The sequence below is a fragment of the Mycobacterium sp. WUMAC-067 genome (assembly GCF_020217485.1).
Taxonomy (GTDB): domain Bacteria; phylum Actinomycetota; class Actinomycetes; order Mycobacteriales; family Mycobacteriaceae; genus Mycobacterium.
This window is the reverse complement of the sequence record NZ_JAEKMI010000001.1, coordinates 63143-81995: the sequence shown is the minus strand read 5'-3', so window position 1 is coordinate 81995 and position 18853 is coordinate 63143. Positions and strand designations below refer to the sequence as shown.

Below are 18853 nucleotides of genomic sequence, written 5' to 3'. Positions count from 1 at the left end.
CGGGGCGTGACCAAGAGGCGGATGTTGCGCCAGCGCCGCCGCGAGCGTAAAGCCCTTGGGCCGCGGCGCTATTCGCGACGCGACGCATCGGCGTGCATAAGCGGGCGTTTAGCGGGTAGCCGGGCGCCATGACCACGATCGGATACTTTCTCAGCTGCGAGCAATTCGGCCCCAAGGAGCTCATCGACCAGGCCAAGCGTGCCGAGGACGCCGGCTTCGACGCGCTGTGGATCTCTGACCACTATCACCCCTGGAACGACGAGCAGGGCCAAAGCCCGTTCGTGTGGGGAGTGATCGGTGCCCTGTCGGAGGCGACGTCGCTTCCCGTCAGCACCGCCGTCACCTGCCCGACCGTGCGGATCCACCCGGCGATCATTGCGCAGGCGTCGGCGACCGCGGCGGTGCAACTCGAAGGGCGCTTCGTGCTGGGAGTGGGCAGCGGTGAGGCCCTCAACGAGCACATTCTGGGCGATCCATGGCCGTCCGCCGGTGTGCGCCTCGAGATGCTGGAGGAGGCGGTCGACGTCATCCGCAAGCTGCACCAGGGTGGCGAGGTGAGTCACCACGGAAAGCATTACGAGGTGCAGGAAGCGCGGGTCTATACGAGGCCCGAGCAGCCGGTACCGATCTACGTCTCCGCGTTCGGGCCCCAGGCCGTGGAGCTGGCCGCGCGCATCGGCGACGGGTACAGCATCGCCATGCCCGACGGCGAGCTGGTCAAGCAATTCCGGGAGGCCGGCGGCGGCGACAAGCCGGTGCAGGCGGGCACCAAGGTCTGCTGGGATCATGACCCCGATGCCGCGCTGAAGACGGCGCATCGGTTGTGGGGCAATGAGGGGTTGCCCGGCCAGACCTCCCAGATCCTGCCGCGGCCCAAGGATTTTGCCGCCCTCATGTCGCTGGTGCCACCGGAGACGGTCGCCGAGAGCGTCGCCTGCGGCCCGGATCCCGAGAAGCACATCGCGCAGGTGCGCCAGTACATCGACGCCGACATCGACGAGATCTACGTGCAGCAGATCGGCCCCGACATGGACGGGTTCTTCGCGGCATGGCAGCAAGCCGTGTTGCCCGAGCTGCGCGGCGAAACCGGCTAAACCTCAGCCGAACGGCGGGCCGTCGAATCGATCACGGGTGATGAACTCCGCGACCGGCCGGCGCCGCAGCTTCCTCAGCTGCCGCACCGGTTTGCCGAGCGGCACCACCGCCGCGACCGCGTGTTGATCGGGGATCCCCAGCAGCCCGCGGACGTCGTCTTCGGCCGCGATGGCCATCGTCGTGATGGTGCCGCCGTAGCCCTCGCTGCGCGCGGCGAGCAAGATGTTCCAAATCAGGGGATAAACCGAGGCCCCGCCGGCGATGCCCACGCGGTCCAGGCCTTGATCGAGGGCGGCGACGACGGACAGATCCACCGAAACCACCAGGACTACAGGCGCTTTCGCGATCGGCGCGACGAACGTGTCGGGGATCTGCGTCTCGTCGATGACGTCTTGCGGCACCCCGCTGGGATGGATTGAGTTCCAGGGGTTTTCCCCCGCCTGCAGCTGCGCGAAGTAACGGCGTGCGGCGGGCATCCCGAGTTCGGCCAGCCGGCGCCGCACCGCTGCGTCGCGGACCACGGTGACGTGGGCGCCCTGCCGGTTGCCGCCGCTGGGAGCGAAGCGGGCGTTGTCGAAGATGCGCTCCAGCACCTCGTCGGGCAGCGGATCGTCGGTGAATTCCCTTGCGGCGAACGTCGTTCGCATCACGTCGTACAGGTGCATGCCGGGGTGGCTCATCAACTCGCCGACGCGCACCGCTCCAGGCGGAAGGTGCGCTCGAACCCGGCCGGGTGCGTCGTCAGCGTCACTTCCACCGCCCCGCTGGGGGCGATGACGTAGCGCTCCTCGACGTCGGGGCCGTCCCGCCCCTCCGACCAGCGGCCGACCGGCTGACGCCCAAGGTCGTCCCGGTCGCGCAGGGCCGGGTCGAACGGAAACAGCACCGGGTCATACGGCGTGACGTCGCCGTCGGGCCGCCCGTTGACCAGGCGGCTGCATTCCACGAACCGGAAGTGCCCGATGTTGTGCGCCGCGCGATATCTGCGCTTCACCACCAGCGGGGATCGGCCGTCGTCCGGGAGCGAGACGTCCTTGGACACGATCGGGTCGAAGACGACCCCGGCGCCGGCTTCGGCCTCCCGGAAGACGCCGAAGTTTCTCGAAAAGCGTTCGGAGAGCGCGAAACCCGATTCCTTGTCGAGGAAGACGGCAAGGCCGATGGCCGTGGCGGCGAAGGGGTGCGGGGAGCGCTTGACCCGCTTCTCGCCGAAAGTGTTGCGCAGCATCCGCGACACCAGCGGGAAACCGCCCGCGCCCCCGACGACGTAGATGCCCGCCACCTCCGAGAGGTCCACGTCCTTGCGGCCGCCGGCCGGGTCACGCAGGACCCGGTCGAGCAGCTCCATCGTCTGATCGACCAGCGGCGCACACACCGTGTAGACGTCGTCGATGGGGCAGGAGAACGGGGGACGATCGACGGGGGAGAGGTCCACCAGGAAGCGTCGCGTCTGCGGCCCGACCGCCTCCTTGCGGGTGGCGCATTCCTCGGCGAGCAGGTCGCGTGTGGCGGCGTCGATGCTGGGCAGGCCGGCGCCGGCCAGCACCAGCTCGACGATCGCCTCGTCGAAGTCGTCACCGCCCAGGCGCTGGATGCCCTCGCTGATGACGACCTCGTTCGCGTGCCCGGTCATCTTGAGCAGCGAGGCGTCGAACGTGCCGCCGCCGAGGTCGTAGATGAGGACGTGTTCGCGTTTGGCGGTGATGGTGGAGCGGTACCGATGGGCGTATTCCAGGCTGGCCGCGGACGGCTCGTTGAGCAGGGCGACGACGCGGAAGCCCGCGGCGACGTAGGCATCCAGGGTGAGGAGGCGCTGGGCGCTCGAGGCGTTGGCCGGCACGCTGATCGCGGCTTCGATCGGTTCGCCGGTGGACAGGGTGGCGTTGGAGTGCCGCTGCAGGTCGGTTTTGAGTTGGGCCAGGAAGCCGGTGAGCAGATCGGCGAGGCGGTAGTCGCGGCCGGCCAGGTTGACCTCGGTCTGCGGGCCGGCGTCGTTGAGCAGACGCTTGAACGAGCGCAGCACCGACCACCCCGGATCGTGCCGGACGGCGGCGGCGTCGGCGCCGTAGCGCAACTCGCCGTCGGCATTTGCCGCGATGATCGACGGCCACGCGTCCACGCCGTCGAAGGAGACGACGGGATAGTTGCCTCGGTCGACGGCCGCGACGACGGTGTGGGTGGTGCCAAAGTCGATGCCGACTCTCATCGCGCAAGTTTAGAACCGCGCCGCGGGCTTGGGCACGACCTTTTCGTTCGGCGCGTCCGGCGCCCGTGATCTAGTACAGCGCGCGCACGGCGTCGATGGTGTCGGCCTCGGCGGGGCCCTTGTCGTCGCGGTACCGCACCACGCGGGCGAACCGCAGCGCCAGCCCACCGGGGTAGCGCGACGATTTCTGCACGCCGTCCATGGCCACCTCGACCACCTGCTCGGGTCTTACGTGCACGACGTAGCCGTCCGTCCCGCCGATCGCCAGTTCGCTGAACCGGGTCGTCTGCCAGTCCAGCATGGCGTCGGTCATGCCCTTGAAAGTCTTTCCCACCATGATGAATTCGCCCGTGGCCGGGTCGCGGGCGCCCAGATGGATATTGGAGAGCTTGCCGCGGCGGCGCCCCGACCCCCACTCCACGGCGAGCACCACCAGGTCCAGGGTGTGCACCGGCTTGACCTTCAGCCAGCCCGCCCCGCGGCGACCGGCCTGATACGGAGCGTCCGGCGCCTTGGCCATCACGCCTTCGTGGCCGGCGGCCAGCGTCGCGTCCAGGAAGGCGCCCGCCTCCACGGGGTCGGAAGTGAGCAGCCGATCGACCCGCTGCGCGGGCGGCACCAGCGCGTCGAGGGCGGCCAGCCGGTCGGTGGTCGGCGCGTCGAGCAGGTCAACGCCGTCGCGGTGCAGGATGTCGAAAAAGAACACCGAAAGTGGTTGCGCGGCAACGGCCGCGGCGACATCGACCGAGCGGCCGAACCGAGAGGCGGTGACCTGGAAGCGCTGCGGCCGGTTGTCCGGCCGCAGCGCGATCGCCTCGCCGTCGGCGATGAGGTCGTCCACCGGCAGCACCAGCGTCGCCTCTACCACCTCGGGAAGCCGGGCGGTGACATCGTCGAGGCTTCGGGTGTAGACGGTGACCTGGTCGCCCGCGCGGTGAATCTGTACTCGCGCCCCGTCCAGCTTGGCTTCGAAAATCGCCCGCCCGCCGTGGCGTTCGATCGCCTCGGCCACGCTCGGCGTGGTCTGCGCCAGCATGGGGCCGACCGGCCGGCCGACCCGCAGGGTGAAGGCCTCCAAGGCGGCGGGTTCGCCGGACAGGGCCGCCGCGGCGACCGCGGGCAGGTCGCCGCCCAGCATCGCGGCCCGCTGCACCGCGGGGGCGGGGAGCCCGGCGGCCTTGGCCACGGCGTCGGCCATGATTCCGGCCAGCGCGCCCTGGCGCAGTTCGCCGCCGAGCAGCCGCAGCAGGAACGTCTGCTCGGTTTCGGTGGCGGCGGCGAACAACGCGGCCAGGAGCGCGGCCCGGCGGGCCTGCGCGCCCTTGCCGGACACGACGCCGATCTCGGAGAAGGTGGCGTCGACGCCGCACACGGTCAGCGTGGCGATACCGGCCGGCGGCGGGCGCGAACGCAACGCCGCCCAACCGACCCCGATCTGGCGTTGCCGCAACTCGCCGGACAGCCAGGACACGACAATCGCGACCAGGGCGGCATCGGGTGCGGCCCGCGCCAGCAGGTCGGCGATATGGGCGACTTTTCTCAGCCGCGACGACGTGCTTCCGACGTCGGTTGACGCCTTAGCCACGTCGAGGAGGAGCACGGTTGCCAGCTTGGCATGGCTCGGTGACAAGCGTCCGGAGCGGACACGCTAGCGTGCCTACGTAACGTTACAGATTGCATGGATTCTGACAAGCCTATAAATGGGAGGTCCGGATGGAGATCAAAGGGAAGAAGGTCGTCGTCATCGGCGGCGCGTCGGGAATGGGTCGGGCCAGCGCCGAGCTGCTGCACGATCGCGGCGCGGATGTCGCGGTGCTCGACCGCGAAGGCTCCGACGGTAAGACGGTGGCCGACGGCATCGGCGGCACCTTCTACCCCGTCGACGTCACCGACTTCACCGGCACCGAGGAGACCCTGCAGTCCGCGGTCGACAAGCTCGGCGGGCTGCATGTCGTGATCACCACCGCCGGTGGCGGTATCGCCAAGCGGACGCTGACCAAGTCCGGCCCGCACGACCTCGAATCCTTCCAGTCGGTGATCGACCTCAACCTCATCGCCACCTTCAACATCAGCCGGCTGGCCGCCGCGCACATGGCGAAGAACGAGCCCGAAGACCCCGACACCGGGGAGCGCGGCGTCATCATCAACACCGCGTCGATCGCGGCCTTCGAAGGCCAGATCGGGCAGGTCGCCTACACCGCCGCCAAGGCGGGGATCGCCGGCATGTGCCTGACCATGGCCCGTGACCTGGGTTCGGTGGGCATCCGGGTGCTCGGGATCGCCCCGAGCCTGTTCGCGACGGGCCTGACCCAGGGCATCCCGGATGAATTCGCGGCGGCGCTGACCAAGGACGCGGCCTTCCCGAAGCGTCTTGGCCGTCCCGAGGAGTACGCCAAGCTGGTGGCCGCCATCGTGGACAACCCGATGCTCAACGGCCAGTGCCTGCGGCTGGACGCCGGGCAGCGGTTCGCGCCCAAGTAGACGCCCCTCGCTGGGACCCTCCCCGCATTAAGTACACTCTTTAGCCAGCCGCCCCGCTTCCCCTCGAAGCGGGGCAGGCACCCAGCTTCAGCTCCGCGGGGCCGCGCAGCGGTCCGAGTGGGAGCGGGGCAATCACCCGGCTGGCATGCGGCGCGAGGAGGGCCCTCATGGGTATCGCATTAACCGACGACCATCGTGAACTCGCCGAGGTGGCTCGCGGGTTCTTGACCGCGCAGAAGGCGCGCTGGGCGGCGCGGTCGCTGCTCGATGCCACCGACGAGCCCCGGCCCGGATTCTGGCAGAACCTGGTCGAATTGGGCTGGCTCGGCCTGCACGTCGACGAAGAGTACGGCGGCTCCGGCTACGGGCTGCCCGAACTGGTGGTGGTGATCGAAGAACTCGGTCGCGCGGTAGCGCCCGGGCCCTTCGTGCCGACGGTGATCGCGTCGGCGGTGATCGCCAAAGACGGTGCGGCTGAACAGAAGTCGCGACTCCTGCCCGGCCTGATCGACGGAACGGTCACCGCGGGCGTTGGCCTAAGCGGCGAGGTGCGGATCGACAACGGCGTCGCGACCGGCGAGGCCGGAATCGTGTTGGGAGCCGGGCTCGCCGAGCTGCTGATGATCACCGCCGGCGACGACGTGCTCGTGCTCGAGCGCGACCGCGACGGCGTCTCGGTCGAGGTGCCGGAAAACTTCGATCCGACACGGCGATCCGGGCGGGTTCGCCTGCAGGACGTGCGGGTGTCCGACGGCGACATCCTGTCGGGAGCGCGGCAATCGGCGCTGGCCCGGGCGCGAACCCTGCTGGCCGCCGAGGCGGTCGGCGGTGCGTCGGACTGCGTCGACGCGGCCGTCGACTACGCCAAGGTGCGCCAGCAATTCGGGCGCACCATCGCCACATTCCAAGCGGTCAAACATCACTGCGCCAACATGCTGGTCGGTGCGGAGTCCGGAATCGCCGCCGTCTGGGACGCCGCCCGCGCGGCGGGCGAGGACACCTCGGAGGACGAAACGCAATTCCGCCTGATCGCCGCGACGGCCGCGGCGCTGGCGTTCCCGGCCTACGTCCGCAACGCCGAACTCAACATCCAGGTGCACGGCGGCATCGGCTTCACCTGGGAACACGACGCGCACCTGCACCTGCGGCGTGCCGTCGTGACGTCGGCGCTGTTCGGTGGTGACGCGCCGGCGGCCGACGTCTTCGAGCGCACCGCCGCCGGCGCCGTCCGCGAAAACAGCCTCGACCTGCCGCCCGAAGCCGAAGAACTCCGCGCCGGCGTGCGCGCCGACGCCGCCGAGATCGCCTCCCTGGGCAAGGACGCCCAGCGCGACAAGCTGATCGAGACCGGCTACGTGATGCCGCACTGGCCCAAGCCGTGGGGACGCGCGGCCGACGCCGTCGAGCAACTGGTCATCGAGGAGGAATTCCGCGCGGCCGGTATCAAGCGGCCCGACTACGGAATCACCGGCTGGGTGATCCTGACCCTCATCCAGCACGGAACGCCTTGGCAGATCGAACGATTCGTGGAGAAGGCGCTGCGCAAGGACGAAATCTGGTGCCAGCTGTTCTCCGAGCCCGACGCCGGCTCGGACGCGGCGTCCATCAAGACGCGCGCCACTCGGGTCGACGGTGGTTGGAAGATCAACGGCCAGAAGGTGTGGACCAGCGGTGCGCACTACTGCGCGCGCGGCCTGGCCACCGTGCGCACCGACCCCGACGCCCCCAAGCACGCCGGCATCACCACGGTGATCGTCGACATGAAAGCGCCCGAGGTCGAGGTGCGGCCGCTGCGACAGATCACCGGTGGCTCGGACTTCAACGAGGTCTTCTTCAACGACCTGTTCGTGCCCGACGAGGACGTTGTCGGGGAGCCCAACTCCGGCTGGACGGTCGCCCGCGCCACGCTGGGCAACGAGCGGGTCAGCATCGGTGGCAGCGGGTCGTTCTACGAGGGGCTGGCCGCGCAACTGGTGCAGCTGACCCAGGAACGCCCGGATCGGTTGGCGGGCGGGCACGTTCGGGTCGGGAACTATCTGGCCGGGGAGACCGCACTGCGCCTGCTGAACCTGCGGCGCGCCGCGCGCAGCGTCGAAGGCGCGGGCCCGGGCCCCGAGGGCAACGTGACCAAGCTGAAGCTGGCCGAGCACATGGTGGAAGGCGCCGCGATCATGGCGGCACTGCTGGGTCCCGAGGTCGCGCTGCTCGACGGCGCCGGCGCCCTGGCCGGCCGGCTGATGATGGGAGCGCGCGGCATGGCGATCGCCGGCGGCACCTCGGAGGTGACCCGCAATCAGATCGCCGAGCGGATCCTCGGCATGCCGCGCGACCCGCTGATCAACTGATTCCGCGGCTCACGCCGGCGCGAACTGCGGCGCACCGGCGGCGCCCCGCTCCGGACGGAGCGTGACCGGCATCCCGCAGGTCACCGAATCGGGTTCGCAGTCAACGATATTGGCCGCCACCCGCAGGCCACGCTGCTCGGCGAGTTCGACGATGGCGATGACGTAGGGGGTGGGGATCTCCGGGTTGTACGGGTGGTGGTTGACCGTGTAGGTGAACACCGTGCCGCGCCCCGACACCTCGCGCGCCACCAGCGAGCCCCCGCACTCGCGGCATTCGCCGCTCGCCGGATGCACCCAGCGCGCGCAGCCGTCGCAGTACTCGATGAGCAGCGCCCCGTCTGACACGACGAATACAGTACACTCAATTGATTCGACGCGGCGACGGTGTGGTCTGACGGGCGGTGTACATGACGCATTTCGAAAAAGACGCGATCTTGTCCGGCATCGGGATCTCGCGGATCGGCCGTCGCACCGGCACTCCGGGCCTGGAGCTGACGATGGAGGCGGTGCGCGCGGCCATCGAGGACGCCGGATTGGCCGCGACCGACATCGACGGGATCGCCACGCTCGGCGACACACCCGCCGAAGACGTCAACGCGCAACTGCGCATCGACGCCGCGGACTGCGGATCCGGGTTCGGCACCGGCGGCCTGCTGTCGCCGGTGATGTCGGCCTGCCGCGCGGTCGCCGAACGCCGAGCCCGGCACGTCGTGGTGTACCGGACGATCCAGATGCTCGGCGGCACCGTCCCGGTCAAGCAGGAAGACAACGCTCCCGCCCCTCCCTTGGCGCGGATGTTCGAGACACCCGAGGGCGAGCCGAAGCCCGCCGTCGGCGCGATGGACGACGTCAACGATCTGGTTGCGGCGCAGGCCTATTCGGCCGCCAACTGGCTGGCGCTGAACTGCCGTCGCCACATGGAGCTGTACGGGACCACCAAGGAGCAGCTGGGGTGGATAGCGCTCAACGGCAGGCGCAACGCCGCGCTGAATCCCCGTGCGGTGTACCGGGATCCGATGACGATGGCCGACTACCTGGGGGCGCGGCCGGTCTCCACCCCGCTGGGGCTGCTGGACTGCGACGTCCCGATCGACGGCTCGATCGCGGTGGTGGTGTCCCACGCGGAGTACGGCGCCGACTGTCCGCACCGCGCGGTGCGGGTGGAGGCGATCGGCGGATCCGACGGCGCCGGCGGCTGGTTTCACCGCGACGATTACCCGAAGATGGCGATGTCGGACGCCACGGCGCAGATGTGGTCGCGGACGCAGCTGCGGCCCGCCGATCTCGACATCGCCCAGTTGTACGACGGATTCACCTATCTCACGCTGGCGTGGCTGGAAGCCCTCGGTGTGTGTGGGGACGGCGAGGCCGGGCCCTTCGTCGAAGGCGGCGCGCGGATCGCCCGCGACGGCATGCTGCCGCTGAACACCTACGGCGGCCAACTCTCGGCGGGGCGCATGCACGGCTACTGGGCGTTGCACGAGGGGTGCCTGCAACTGCGCGGCGACGCGGGGGAGCGGCAGGTCGCCCGCCGCCCGGAGGTCGGCGTCGTTTCCGTCGGCGGTGGGCCCGTCGCGGGGTGCATGCTGCTCACCTGTTGAGCGTGTGATTGAGCTCAAATGAGTGAGGACCTGAAGGCCGGCCAGGCCGACAAACTGGCGTCGATCCTCGCCCGCGACATCGAGGCGGACATCGTCCGCCGCGGCTGGGCCGTCGGCGAATCGCTGGGATCCGAACTCGCCCTGCAACAGCGTTTCGGCGTGAGCCGATCGGTGCTGCGCGAGGCCATTCGCCTGGTCGAGCACCACCAGGTCGCCCGGATGCGCCGCGGCCCCAACGGGGGCTTGTACATCTGCGAGCCCGACGCCGGACCCGCCACCCGCGCCGTCGTCATCTATCTCGAATACCTGGGCACGACGCTGGACGATCTGCTCAACGCGCGTCTGGTGCTCGAGCCGCTGGCGGCCTCGCTCGCCGCCGAGCGCATCGACGAAGCCGGCATCGCGCGGCTGCGGGCGGTGTTGCAGGCCGAGGAAAAGTGGAAGCCGGGATTACCGGCGCCGCGCGACGAGTTCCACATCGCGCTGGCCGAGCAATCGAAAAACCCGGTGCTGCAACTGTTTATCGATGTCCTGATGCGCCTCACCACGCGCTATGCCCTGGCGTCGCGAACGGACTCGGCGACCGAGGCCATCGAGGCGGTCGACCACCTGCACGCCCATCACGCCAAGATCGTCGCCGCCGTCACGGCCGGTGATTCCGCGCGCGCCAAGACGCTGTCCGAGCGACACGTCGAGGCGGTGACGGGCTGGCTGCAACGGCACCATCCCGGCGACAGGGTCCGCGGGCGTAGGCGGCGGCGTCTCGATTCCGAGGTGCCCCGCGGCAAGCTGGCCGAGATGCTGGCCGTCACCATCGGCGACGACATCGCCGCCAGCGGCTGGCACGTCGGGTCGGTCTTCGGCACCGAGGCGGCCCTGCTGGAGCGCTACCGGGTGAGCCGCGCGGTGTTCCGCGAGGCGGTGCGCCTGCTCGAATACCACTCGATCGCCCACATGCGCCGCGGACCCGGCGGCGGACTCGTCATCGCCGAACCCGCTGCCCAGGCCAGCATCGACACGATCGCTTTGTACCTGCAGTACCGCGACCCGAGCCGCGAAGACCTACGGGGCGTCCGCGACGCCATCGAGATCGACAACGTCGCCAAGGTCGCCAAGCGGCTCGACGAGCCCGAGGTGGCGGCATTCCTCGCCACGCATCGGTCACGGCTGCCGGACGCCGCGCAGCCGACGCCTGACGACGTCCGGCGGGCGATCGCGGAGGAGTTCAATTTTCACGTCGGGTTGGCGCAGCTAGCCGGCAACGCGCTGCTCGACCTGTTCCTCCGGATCATCGTCGAGTTGTTCCGCCGGCATTGGTCGAGCACCGGGCAGGCGCTGCCCACCTGGTCGGACGTGCTGGCCGTGCACCACGCTCACTTGCGCATTGTCGAGGCGGTGGAGGCCGCCGACGAGAGCGTCGCCTGCTATCGCCTCCGCCGTCACCTCGATGCCGCCGCCTCCTGGTGGCTGTGATCGCGCCGCCCGATGTCGCCCCCCCGCGGGTGTGCGCGCAAATGTGATCTGTTGCGCGGCATAGCGAAGGCCCGTCTTGGGTACTGGAAGGGGGGATGGGCGACAGCCGATCCAGCAGGGGGTTGGCGCAAGTGATCGAAAGCGAGAGCGCTGAAGTGACGGCGGATACCGAAACCAGACAATACGGTTTCGTCCACTCCGCACTGATTTATCACTCTCAGCAGGAGTTTTTGGACTTGGTGGGCCGCTTCGTCGGCGACGGTTTGGCGTCAGGCGAGGCGGTGTTGTTTGCCATGCCCCCCGAGGCGCTCGCCCTGGTGCAACGGACGTTGTACGGCGGCGACGGGTTGCCCACCGGGGTGTACATGGTCGACATCACCGAGGTTGCGCGCAACCCGAGCCGGTTCATGGTCATGGAGGGCGCGTTCATCGACGAGCACCCGGATCGGCGGGTGCGGATCGTCAGCCAGCTGGCGTGGCCCGGCCGCACCGAGGGGGAGTTCGTCGCCTGCATCGAGCACGAGGCACTGGTCAATACGGCGATGGACGGGTACCCGGCGACGAGCCTGTGCCTCTACGACGCGAGCGTGATCGACGACGGGGTCCTCGCGGACGCGCGGGCGACGCACCCGCTGTTGTGGAAATGCGGTGTGCTGCAGCGCAGCCCGGACTACGCGCCGAATGAAGTCCTGCAGCGTTGCAACCAGCCGTTGGCCGCGAGTCCTGGCGCCGTCACCTACATGGTCCGGAAGTCGGCGGACCTTCGGCCCGCGCGCTCGTTCGCCGTCGACTACGCGGGCTGGATGGGGCTGTCCCAGGAATGCATCGAGGATCTGCAATTGGTCGCCACCGAGTTGGCCACCAACAGTCTGATGTACACCGGGGGCGCCTGCCGGTTGGCCTTCTGGAAAGACGACGGGTATCTGGTGTGCGAGGCGCGCGACACCGGCCAGTTCGACGATCCGCTGGTGGGCCGCCTCGACCCGGGTCCGTGCGGCCCGGCGAGCCGCGGCCTGTACTTGGTCAACGCCATTTCGGATTTGGTGCGCACGCACACCACCAGGACCGGAACGACGATTCAGGCGTATCTGCGCTTCGATCCGGCCGCCAGTCCGGCCGGGTAACAAGCGACCCGTCGGCAAGGGGATCCAGCGGGTCGCTTGTCGTCATCGGTTACAGGCCGAGGCCCCCGGTGATCCCGCCGATGATCCCGCCGACCGTTCCTCCGAGGGTGCCGCCGAGCGTGCCGCCGGTAGTGCCGCCGCCGACCCCGGCGGTGGTCCCCGTCACCAAGCACCCGGTAGGCGCGAACAACACCACGACAAATCCGGCGGTCGCCGCGGCGGCTTTAATGGCCTTCTTTGTCTTCATTGAGTTCACAACGGGATCCTTTCTCGCGGGAGGTGTGACGGCGCGTACACCGCGCTGCAGAACGGATGTTATAACGGCTATTAGACGTACGTAAAGAGTTAATTTGTTTCGTAGAAAGGTCCCGGCTATGGTGCCCGGGATCATGTCAATAGCGCAGCGCCACAACGTCATTGGGGGCGAAGCCACAACGCGACCGCCATCGATTAATGGCAGAATATGTCGATTGGACGCCATTAATTCGCGTCGCAGTTGTGACGTGCGAGTAGTACGAAGTCGGTCGCGAATTAGTGTGTCATCCGGGATATCCGGACGAAATGCAAGCGACCGCTGGATGCCGCCGAAAATGCAGCGGCCCAGCGGGGCCGCTTGTCAAAAGGCTTAAAGGCCGAGGCTTCCTATGAGTCCGCCGATGCCGCCCACACCGGACCCGCCGGCTCCGCCGATGAGGCCCGAGCCTCCGGCGCCGCCGGTGACCGTCGTCGCGCATCCCGGTACGGCTAACACCGCGGCCAGCCCGACGGCCGCGACGGCAGTTTTGAGGGTCTTCTTGGTGCCTTCCGCCTTCATGATCGTGCCTTTCGTGTGAGGGGCGCATGGCCCGATGTCTGCACCACACGTGTTCAATAACCGTTGTTGTACGCACGTAAACCAAAAAATCCGATCTATTTTCTATATTTTTTTGTACGGTCGTATGGGAGTTGCAGGAGCGGCGCGAAGGGGTCTATTGTCGTCGCTCATGCGTCTTCTCGCGCGTTTCGTAGTAGCTAGCACCCGCAGCGGGGTCTGAACCGGACCGACCCCCCGCTGTGGGTCGGAAGCTACTGCCGTCGGTCGCACCAGCTGACTAGAGAAGACCGGCACCATGACTTTTCCCGAGCGGAATCAGCTCCAACATCTCGACCGGGCCACCGCGTGGTTTGGCAATCGCTTCGGCGTCTCGTTGCCCCGCGGTCTGCGAGAGCAGGCCGATGCCATGCCCTGGGAGGCATTCGTCGCGGCCTACGGACGCGGCACCGGACCCCTGCGGCTAGGCCAATGGGAGTGCACCGACGCCTCGAGACCTGGCCCGCAGGCGCGCAACTTCCGGGCGGTGATCGCCCTGGGCGATCGCATCAGCACGGCAACCGCCGCCGCCGGCGGCCCGATTGCGGCCCTGACCGCGATGCTGCACGAGCGCGGAGTCACCGTCGAAATCGTGAAGTTCCATCAGATGCAATCACCCACCGGCACAGCCACTTTCATCCGCGGCAGCAACGGTGCCCGCGCCGAGTGGGCGATGGGCCTCTCGGACGATCCGACGCAGTCGGCGCTGCGCGCGGTGATCGCCTGCGCCAACAGGCTGCTCGCGGTCGACTGATGCCGCGCGCTATCAACTAAAGGTGAGTTTCATTTGCGCTAGCGCCGGTGGTAGCGCAAATGAAACCCGGCCTCTACCGCGACGGCGGTGAAGGTGGCACGCCGTCGAGGACGTTCTACAGCGGGCGCAGCACGATCGGCATGCCGTCCATCGGAATCGGCATGCCGCCGTAGTCCCAGCGCGGCTGGTAACCCGGCCGGGCCAGCTCGACGCGGTAGCGGCGCAGCAGCCGGTGCACCACGGTCTTGACCTCCAGCTGACCGAACACCATGCCGATGCACTTGTGCGCACCGCCGCCGAACGGCGCGAAGGCGTAGCGGTGATTCTTGTGCTCCGAGCGTGGCTCGGCGAACCGCTCGGGATCGAATTTGTCTGGCTCCGTCCACAATTCGGGCAGCCGGTGATTCATGCCGGGCCAGATGGTGATGTTGGTTCCGGCCGGGATGTAATGGCCCAGCAGCTCGGTGTCGCGCACCGCCATCCGCATGTTGAACGGCAGTGGCGTCACCATGCGCAGCGACTCGTTCATGATCAGTTCGAGCGTTTCCAGCTTCTCCAGCGACTCGATGTCGAGTGGCCCGTCACCAAGCCGGGCCGACTCCTCGCGCGCCCGCTCCTGCCACTCCGGGTTGGCGGCCATGTTGTAGACCATCGTGGTGGTCGTCGACGTGGAGGTGTCGTGGGCGGCCATCATCAAGAAGATCATGTGGTTGACGATGTCTTCGTCGGTGAAGCTGTTGCCGTCGTCGTCCTCGGTGTGGCACAACACCGTGAGCATGTCGTTGCCGGTGGCGTTGCGGCGCTCCTTGACGCGCTCATTGAAGTAGTCCTCGAGCAGCTGGCGGGCGCGCAGACCGCGCCACCACTTGAACGGCGGGATCGGCTGCCGGATGATCGCCCCACCGGCCCGGGTCGTGGTGGTGAACGCCTGGTTGACCTTGGTGACGAGGTCGTGGTCGGACCCCGGCTCGTGCCCCATGAACACCAAGGACGCGATGTCGAGGGTGAGTTCCTTCATCGCCGGGTGGAACAGGAATCGCGCATCGTTGGTCGGCCAGCTGGCGACGATGTCGGTCGCGACGCGGTCGATGTGCTCGACGTAACCGGTCAGGCGGCTACGGGTGAACGCCTCCTGCATGATCCGCCGGTGGTACATGTGCTCGTCGAAGTCCAGCATCATCAGCCCGCGGTTGAAGAACGGCCCGATCACCGGGTGCCAACCCTTCTGCGAGAAGTCCTTGTTGCGGTTGGAGAACACGGCCTGGGTGGCGTCGGGCCCCAGCGCCGTGACCGCGGGCATGATCGGCGAGTCCAGGTAGATCAGCGGACCCTTGTTGCGGTAGAGGTACAACGCATAGTCCGGGCCGCCGCGGAACAGTTCGATGATGTGGCCGAGGATCGGGAGCCCGGCATCGCCCATCACGGGCTTGAGGTCGCTGCCGGCGGGCGGTTCCGCCAGGACTTTGGTGTCCCATTCGTGGGCGAGCAGACGCTTCTCGATCGCCCCCATGCCCGGGATGGTGTTGAGCGTCGGGGTGAATCGGCGCCGCGCCTGATCCAGCAGGTAGTGCGGAGTGCTGATGGTGGCGGTCATAGACGCTCCTTTAGCGTGCCCTCGGGGTGACAGCGGTCACTGTTTAATACCTTCGCTGAAAAACTTGACGGCTGTCAAGTTTGCTTTTTACGCGGCGTGGTGCAAGGTCAGGGAGTGAGCAGCCACCCCGCCAATCCGGAGCCGGGCGCACGTCGGCGTGGCGACAAGCAACGCCAGGCGATCGTGGAGGCCGTGCGCGAACTGCTGCAGGAAAAGCCGTTCGCCGAGTTGTCGGTCAGCACGATCAGCCTGCGGGCCGGGGTGGCCCGATCCGGCTTCTACTTCTATTTCGACTCCAAGTACGCGGTGCTGGCACAGCTGATGGCCGAGGCCACCGAAGAGCTCGAGGAACTCACGCAGTACTTCGCGCCGCGCCAGGCGGGCGAGTCGCCCGAGGAGTTCGCCAAACGGATGGTCGGCAGCGCCGCCGCCGTCTACGAGCACAACGATCCGGTGGTGACCGCCTGCAACGAGGCCCGCCACACCGACGTCGAGATCCGCGATCTGCTCGACCAGCAATTCGAGGTGGTGCTGGCGCAGATCGTCGCCATCGTCGAGGCCGAGATGAAGGCCGGGACCGCCCGACCGATCAGCGACGATCTTCCGACGCTGATCCGCACCCTGACCGGTACCACCGCGCTGGTGTTGACCGGCGACCCGATTCTGACCGGATCCGACAGCGATCGTGACCGACGGGTACGCGTGCTCGAGCAGTTGTGGCTGCACGCGCTGTGGGCCGGTCGTCCCTAGAGCCGGTCTGGGTGGTACCGGCGGTATCGTCAGCGCCATGGCGAAGAAGGCATCCGGGCGGTATTTCGCGGGGAAGCGGTGCTTTGTCACCGGGGCGGCCAGCGGCATCGGCCGCGCCACGGCGTTGCGGCTCGCCGCCCATGGCGCCGAGCTCTATCTGACCGACCGCGACTCCGAGGGTCTGGAATTGACCGTGGCCGACGCCCGCGCCCTGGGCGCGGAGGTCCCCGAGCATCGGTCGCTGGACATCGCCGACTACGACCAGGTGGCCGCGTTCGGCGCGGACATCCACGCCGCGCATCCGCCCATGGACCTGGTGCTCAACATCGCCGGCGTATCAGCCTGGGGCACCGTCGACCGGCTGACCCACCAGCAGTGGAGCAAGATGGTCGCCATCAACCTGATGGGTCCGATCCACGTCATCGAGACCTTCGTGCCGCCGATGGTGGCGGCCAAGCGGGGCGGCCATCTGGTCAACGTGTCCTCGGCGGCCGGGCTGGTCGCTTTGCCCTGGCACGCCGCCTACAGCGCCAGCAAGTACGGACTGCGCGGCGTCTCGGAGGTGCTGCGCTTCGACCTGGCCCGCCACCGCATCGGGGTGTCGGTCGTGGTTCCCGGCGCGGTGAACACGCCGCTGGTAGGGACCGTGGAGATCGCCGGCGTGGACCGCGAGGACCCCAACGTCGCCCGCTGGATACGGCGATTCGCCGGCCACGCCGTGTCGCCGGAGAAGGCCGCCGAGAAGATCCTGGCCGGGGTCACCAAGAACCGATACCTGATCTACACCTCGGCCGACATCCGGGCGCTCTACGCGTTCAAAAGGCTTGCGTGGTGGCCCTATAGCGTCGCGATGCGCCAGGTGAACGTGATCTTCACCCGCGCGCTGCGGCCCGCCCCGCCCAACCCGGCGCCGCTAGTCCGGCATGAGCAACTCCAGCCGCACCCCGAGCAAGCGGACCGGCCGGTCGAGGGAGAATAAATCCAGGACGCGCAACGCCGCGGCGACGATCGTGTCGCGATCGGTGGTGGGCGCGTCGAGTTTGCGAATCTTGGTGCGGGTGTAGAAGGTTGCGGTCCGCACGGTAACCGCCACCCGCGTCACCACCCGCGCTTCGGCCAGCACGTCGTCCAGCGCTTGCTCGGCCAAACCCGTTACGGCCGCGTCCATTTCGGCGCGATCGGTGAGGTCGCGGGGAAAGGTGACGACGTGGCTGCGCGAGCGCGGCACCCACGGCTCGGCGCTGACGTGGCTGTCGCCGCCGCCCTTGGCCAGCAGGAGCAGCCACAGCCCGGTGCGCGCCCCGAACGTGGCCGTCAACAACTCGGCGTCGCTGCCGGCCAGTTGCCACACCGTCGTGATCTCAAGGTCCGCAAGCTTTTTCGCCGTCTTGGGACCCACGCCCCACAGCGCGTCGACCGGACGGTCGGCCATCAGCGTCATCCAATTCGCATCGGTGAGCACGAAGATGCCGTCCGGCTTGGCAAAACCGGTGGCGACCTTGGCGCGCTGCTTGTTGTCGCTGATGCCCACCGAGCAGGACAGCCCGGTTTCCGAGGAGATGACGCTGCGGATGCGTTGTGCCGCCTCGGTGGGGTCCTCGGCGTGGACCGCGACGTAGGCCTCGTCCCAGCCCCACACCTCCACCGGGTGTCCCAGATCCCGCAGCAGGCCCATCACTTGCCCCGACGCCGCGTCGTACGCGGCGGGGTCCGAGGGGAGGAAGGTCGCCTCGGGGCAGCGGCGGGCGGCGGCGCGTAGCGGCATGCCCGCGCGGACACCGAATTCCCGGGCCTCGTAGGAGGCGCAGGTGACGACCTTGCGCGGTTCGCTCGGATCGCCGTTGCCGCCGACGATGACGGGCAGCCCGGCCAGCTCGGGGCGACGGCGCAACTCGACCGAGGCCAGGAACTGATCGAGGTCCACGTGCAGGACCCAATCCCGTGCCGCGGTGGGCATTCCGGCGTTCACCGCCCGCAGAGCTTGCGCGCCAGGCTTTCCCACGCGTCGCCCAACGTCGCCAGGGTGTGACCGCGCTCGGTCAGCTGATGCTCGACGTAATCCACGTCCAGCAACGCGAGCAATGCGTCGGTCTGGGCATCGAGGTCGCCGGTGGTCTTCGCCGAGGCCAGCACCACGCGCACGTGCCTGCGCAGGACGGCGGCCGCCGGCGCGTGACGAGTCCGCGGGTCGCGGTTGGCCGCGGACAGCAGCGCGCGGTGGGTGTGGGCGAAGCACATCCGTTCCCGGCCGAAGGCCACGAGCCGATCCAACGGCGGGGCATCGGGCCCCAGCGGCGGCGGACCGAACAGGAACGCTTCCTGGCTGGCCCGTTCGTCCTCGTCGAGCAGCACCATCATCAGGCCGGCCCGGCTGCCGAATCGGCGGAACAGCGTGCCCTTGCCGACGCCGGCGGCCGCGGCGACGTCGTCCATGGTGACGGCGTCGGCCCCGCGCTCGGCGACCAGGCGGCGCGCCGCATCCAGCAGCAGCGCGCGGTTGCGCACGGCGTCGCCGCGCTCCCGCGCCGGCAGCTGCGGGATGCACACGGGCAGCTCGCCCGACCGTTCGACGTCGCTCAC

The 18853-nt window shown here is 68.6% G+C and carries 18 protein-coding genes; 9 read left to right on the top strand and 9 right to left on the bottom strand.

The annotated features are described in order from the left end of the window. The first annotated feature begins 128 nt into the window (after window positions 1–128). Window positions 129–1094: an LLM class F420-dependent oxidoreductase gene (locus JF781_RS00410; RefSeq protein ID WP_225326494.1), complete on the top strand. Its 966-nt coding sequence runs from the start codon at window positions 129–131 to the stop codon at window positions 1092–1094. Between the two features lie 3 nt (window positions 1095–1097). Here the strand turns inward: JF781_RS00410 and JF781_RS00405 are convergent, their stop codons facing one another. From JF781_RS00405 to JF781_RS00395, 3 genes are all read right to left on the bottom strand, one after another. Continuing rightward, window positions 1098–1760: a nitroreductase family protein gene (locus JF781_RS00405; RefSeq protein ID WP_225326586.1), complete on the bottom strand. Its 663-nt coding sequence runs from the start codon at window positions 1758–1760 to the stop codon at window positions 1098–1100. Between the two features lie 14 nt (window positions 1761–1774). Then, entirely contained in the window at window positions 1775–3301 is a 1527-nt protein-coding gene (locus JF781_RS00400) for an Hsp70 family protein (protein ID WP_225326495.1), read from the bottom strand. 70 nt (window positions 3302–3371) lie between these two features. Further along, the gene (locus JF781_RS00395) at window positions 3372–4901 is read right to left on the bottom strand and encodes an ATP-dependent DNA ligase (RefSeq protein WP_225326496.1); all 1530 of its coding nucleotides are present in this window, start codon (window positions 4899–4901) and stop codon (window positions 3372–3374) included. A gap of 113 nt (window positions 4902–5014) precedes the next feature. On the opposite strand from JF781_RS00395, the gene JF781_RS00390 reads away from it, so the two are divergent. Continuing rightward, a complete protein-coding gene (locus JF781_RS00390; protein ID WP_225326497.1) occupies window positions 5015–5782 on the top strand; it encodes an SDR family NAD(P)-dependent oxidoreductase in 768 nt (255 codons plus the stop codon). A 167-nt stretch (window positions 5783–5949) separates the two neighbouring features. After that, complete coding sequence (locus JF781_RS00385; RefSeq protein ID WP_225326498.1) at window positions 5950–8127, top strand: acyl-CoA dehydrogenase; 2178 nt, start codon at window positions 5950–5952, stop codon at window positions 8125–8127. A 9-nt stretch (window positions 8128–8136) separates the two neighbouring features. On the opposite strand, the gene JF781_RS00380 is transcribed toward JF781_RS00385, so the two are convergent. Further along, window positions 8137–8472 (bottom strand): Zn-ribbon domain-containing OB-fold protein, encoded by a 336-nt coding sequence (locus JF781_RS00380; RefSeq protein ID WP_008259204.1) that lies wholly within the window; start codon window positions 8470–8472, stop codon window positions 8137–8139. Window positions 8473–8534: 62 nt separating this feature from the next. Between JF781_RS00380 and JF781_RS00375 the strand changes: the two genes are divergently transcribed. From JF781_RS00375 to JF781_RS00365, 3 genes are all read left to right on the top strand, one after another. Then, window positions 8535–9728 carry a thiolase family protein gene (locus JF781_RS00375; protein WP_225326499.1) on the top strand — a complete coding sequence of 398 codons (1194 nt, stop codon included), beginning with the start codon at window positions 8535–8537 and terminating at the stop codon, window positions 9726–9728. A gap of 18 nt (window positions 9729–9746) precedes the next feature. Beyond that, a complete protein-coding gene (locus tag JF781_RS00370) occupies window positions 9747–11201 on the top strand; it encodes a FadR/GntR family transcriptional regulator (protein ID WP_225326500.1) in 1455 nt (484 codons plus the stop codon). A 131-nt stretch (window positions 11202–11332) separates the two neighbouring features. Beyond that, window positions 11333–12325, top strand: a complete 993-nt coding sequence (locus JF781_RS00365; protein ID WP_225326501.1) for a sensor histidine kinase — start codon at window positions 11333–11335, stop codon at window positions 12323–12325. A 49-nt stretch (window positions 12326–12374) separates the two neighbouring features. Here JF781_RS00365 and JF781_RS00360 read toward each other — a convergent pair whose 3' ends face one another. Then, on the bottom strand, window positions 12375–12581 hold the full coding sequence (locus JF781_RS00360; protein ID WP_225326502.1) for a hypothetical protein: 207 nt from the start codon (window positions 12579–12581) through the stop codon (window positions 12375–12377). A 369-nt stretch (window positions 12582–12950) separates the two neighbouring features. Continuing rightward, window positions 12951–13139: a hypothetical protein gene (locus JF781_RS00355; protein ID WP_225326503.1), complete on the bottom strand. Its 189-nt coding sequence runs from the start codon at window positions 13137–13139 to the stop codon at window positions 12951–12953. 295 nt (window positions 13140–13434) lie between these two features. On the opposite strand from JF781_RS00355, the gene JF781_RS00350 reads away from it, so the two are divergent. Continuing rightward, complete coding sequence (locus tag JF781_RS00350; protein WP_225326504.1) at window positions 13435–13929, top strand: homocitrate synthase; 495 nt, start codon at window positions 13435–13437, stop codon at window positions 13927–13929. 115 nt (window positions 13930–14044) lie between these two features. Here the strand turns inward: JF781_RS00350 and JF781_RS00345 are convergent, their stop codons facing one another. After that, a complete protein-coding gene (locus JF781_RS00345) occupies window positions 14045–15523 on the bottom strand; it encodes a cytochrome P450 (protein WP_225326505.1) in 1479 nt (492 codons plus the stop codon). 114 nt (window positions 15524–15637) lie between these two features. Here JF781_RS00345 and JF781_RS00340 point away from each other — a divergent pair, with 114 nt between their 5' ends. Further along, window positions 15638–16273 carry a TetR/AcrR family transcriptional regulator gene (locus JF781_RS00340; protein WP_225326506.1) on the top strand — a complete coding sequence of 212 codons (636 nt, stop codon included), beginning with the start codon at window positions 15638–15640 and terminating at the stop codon, window positions 16271–16273. A 37-nt stretch (window positions 16274–16310) separates the two neighbouring features. Further along, the gene (locus tag JF781_RS00335) at window positions 16311–17252 is read left to right on the top strand and encodes an SDR family oxidoreductase (protein WP_225326507.1); all 942 of its coding nucleotides are present in this window, start codon (window positions 16311–16313) and stop codon (window positions 17250–17252) included. Here the strand turns inward: JF781_RS00335 and JF781_RS00330 are convergent. Together JF781_RS00330 and JF781_RS00325 are read right to left on the bottom strand one after the other, a co-directional pair. After that, on the bottom strand, window positions 17187–18230 hold the full coding sequence (locus JF781_RS00330) for a DNA polymerase IV (RefSeq protein ID WP_225326587.1): 1044 nt from the start codon (window positions 18228–18230) through the stop codon (window positions 17187–17189). The two genes, JF781_RS00335 and JF781_RS00330, sit on opposite strands and share 66 nt — an antisense overlap. Before the next feature lie 8 nt (window positions 18231–18238). Next, window positions 18239–18853, bottom strand: coding sequence for a TetR/AcrR family transcriptional regulator (locus JF781_RS00325; RefSeq protein ID WP_225326508.1), 615 nt, complete (start codon window positions 18851–18853; stop codon window positions 18239–18241).

Coding starts and splice junctions, on each gene's coding strand:
- JF781_RS00410 (WP_225326494.1), top strand. CDS start 129: ATGACCACGATCGGATACTTTCTCAGCTGCGAGCAATTCGGCCCCAAG.
- JF781_RS00405 (WP_225326586.1), bottom strand. CDS start 1,760: ATGCACCTGTACGACGTGATGCGAACGACGTTCGCCGCAAGGGAATTC.
- JF781_RS00400 (WP_225326495.1), bottom strand. CDS start 3,301: ATGAGAGTCGGCATCGACTTTGGCACCACCCACACCGTCGTCGCGGCC.
- JF781_RS00390 (WP_225326497.1), top strand. CDS start 5,015: ATGGAGATCAAAGGGAAGAAGGTCGTCGTCATCGGCGGCGCGTCGGGA.
- JF781_RS00385 (WP_225326498.1), top strand. CDS start 5,950: ATGGGTATCGCATTAACCGACGACCATCGTGAACTCGCCGAGGTGGCT.
- JF781_RS00375 (WP_225326499.1), top strand. CDS start 8,535: ATGACGCATTTCGAAAAAGACGCGATCTTGTCCGGCATCGGGATCTCG.
- JF781_RS00370 (WP_225326500.1), top strand. CDS start 9,747: ATGAGTGAGGACCTGAAGGCCGGCCAGGCCGACAAACTGGCGTCGATC.
- JF781_RS00355 (WP_225326503.1), bottom strand. CDS start 13,139: ATGAAGGCGGAAGGCACCAAGAAGACCCTCAAAACTGCCGTCGCGGCC.
- JF781_RS00350 (WP_225326504.1), top strand. CDS start 13,435: ATGACTTTTCCCGAGCGGAATCAGCTCCAACATCTCGACCGGGCCACC.
- JF781_RS00345 (WP_225326505.1), bottom strand. CDS start 15,523: ATGACCGCCACCATCAGCACTCCGCACTACCTGCTGGATCAGGCGCGG.
- JF781_RS00335 (WP_225326507.1), top strand. CDS start 16,311: ATGGCGAAGAAGGCATCCGGGCGGTATTTCGCGGGGAAGCGGTGCTTT.
- JF781_RS00330 (WP_225326587.1), bottom strand. CDS start 18,230: ATGCCCACCGCGGCACGGGATTGGGTCCTGCACGTGGACCTCGATCAG.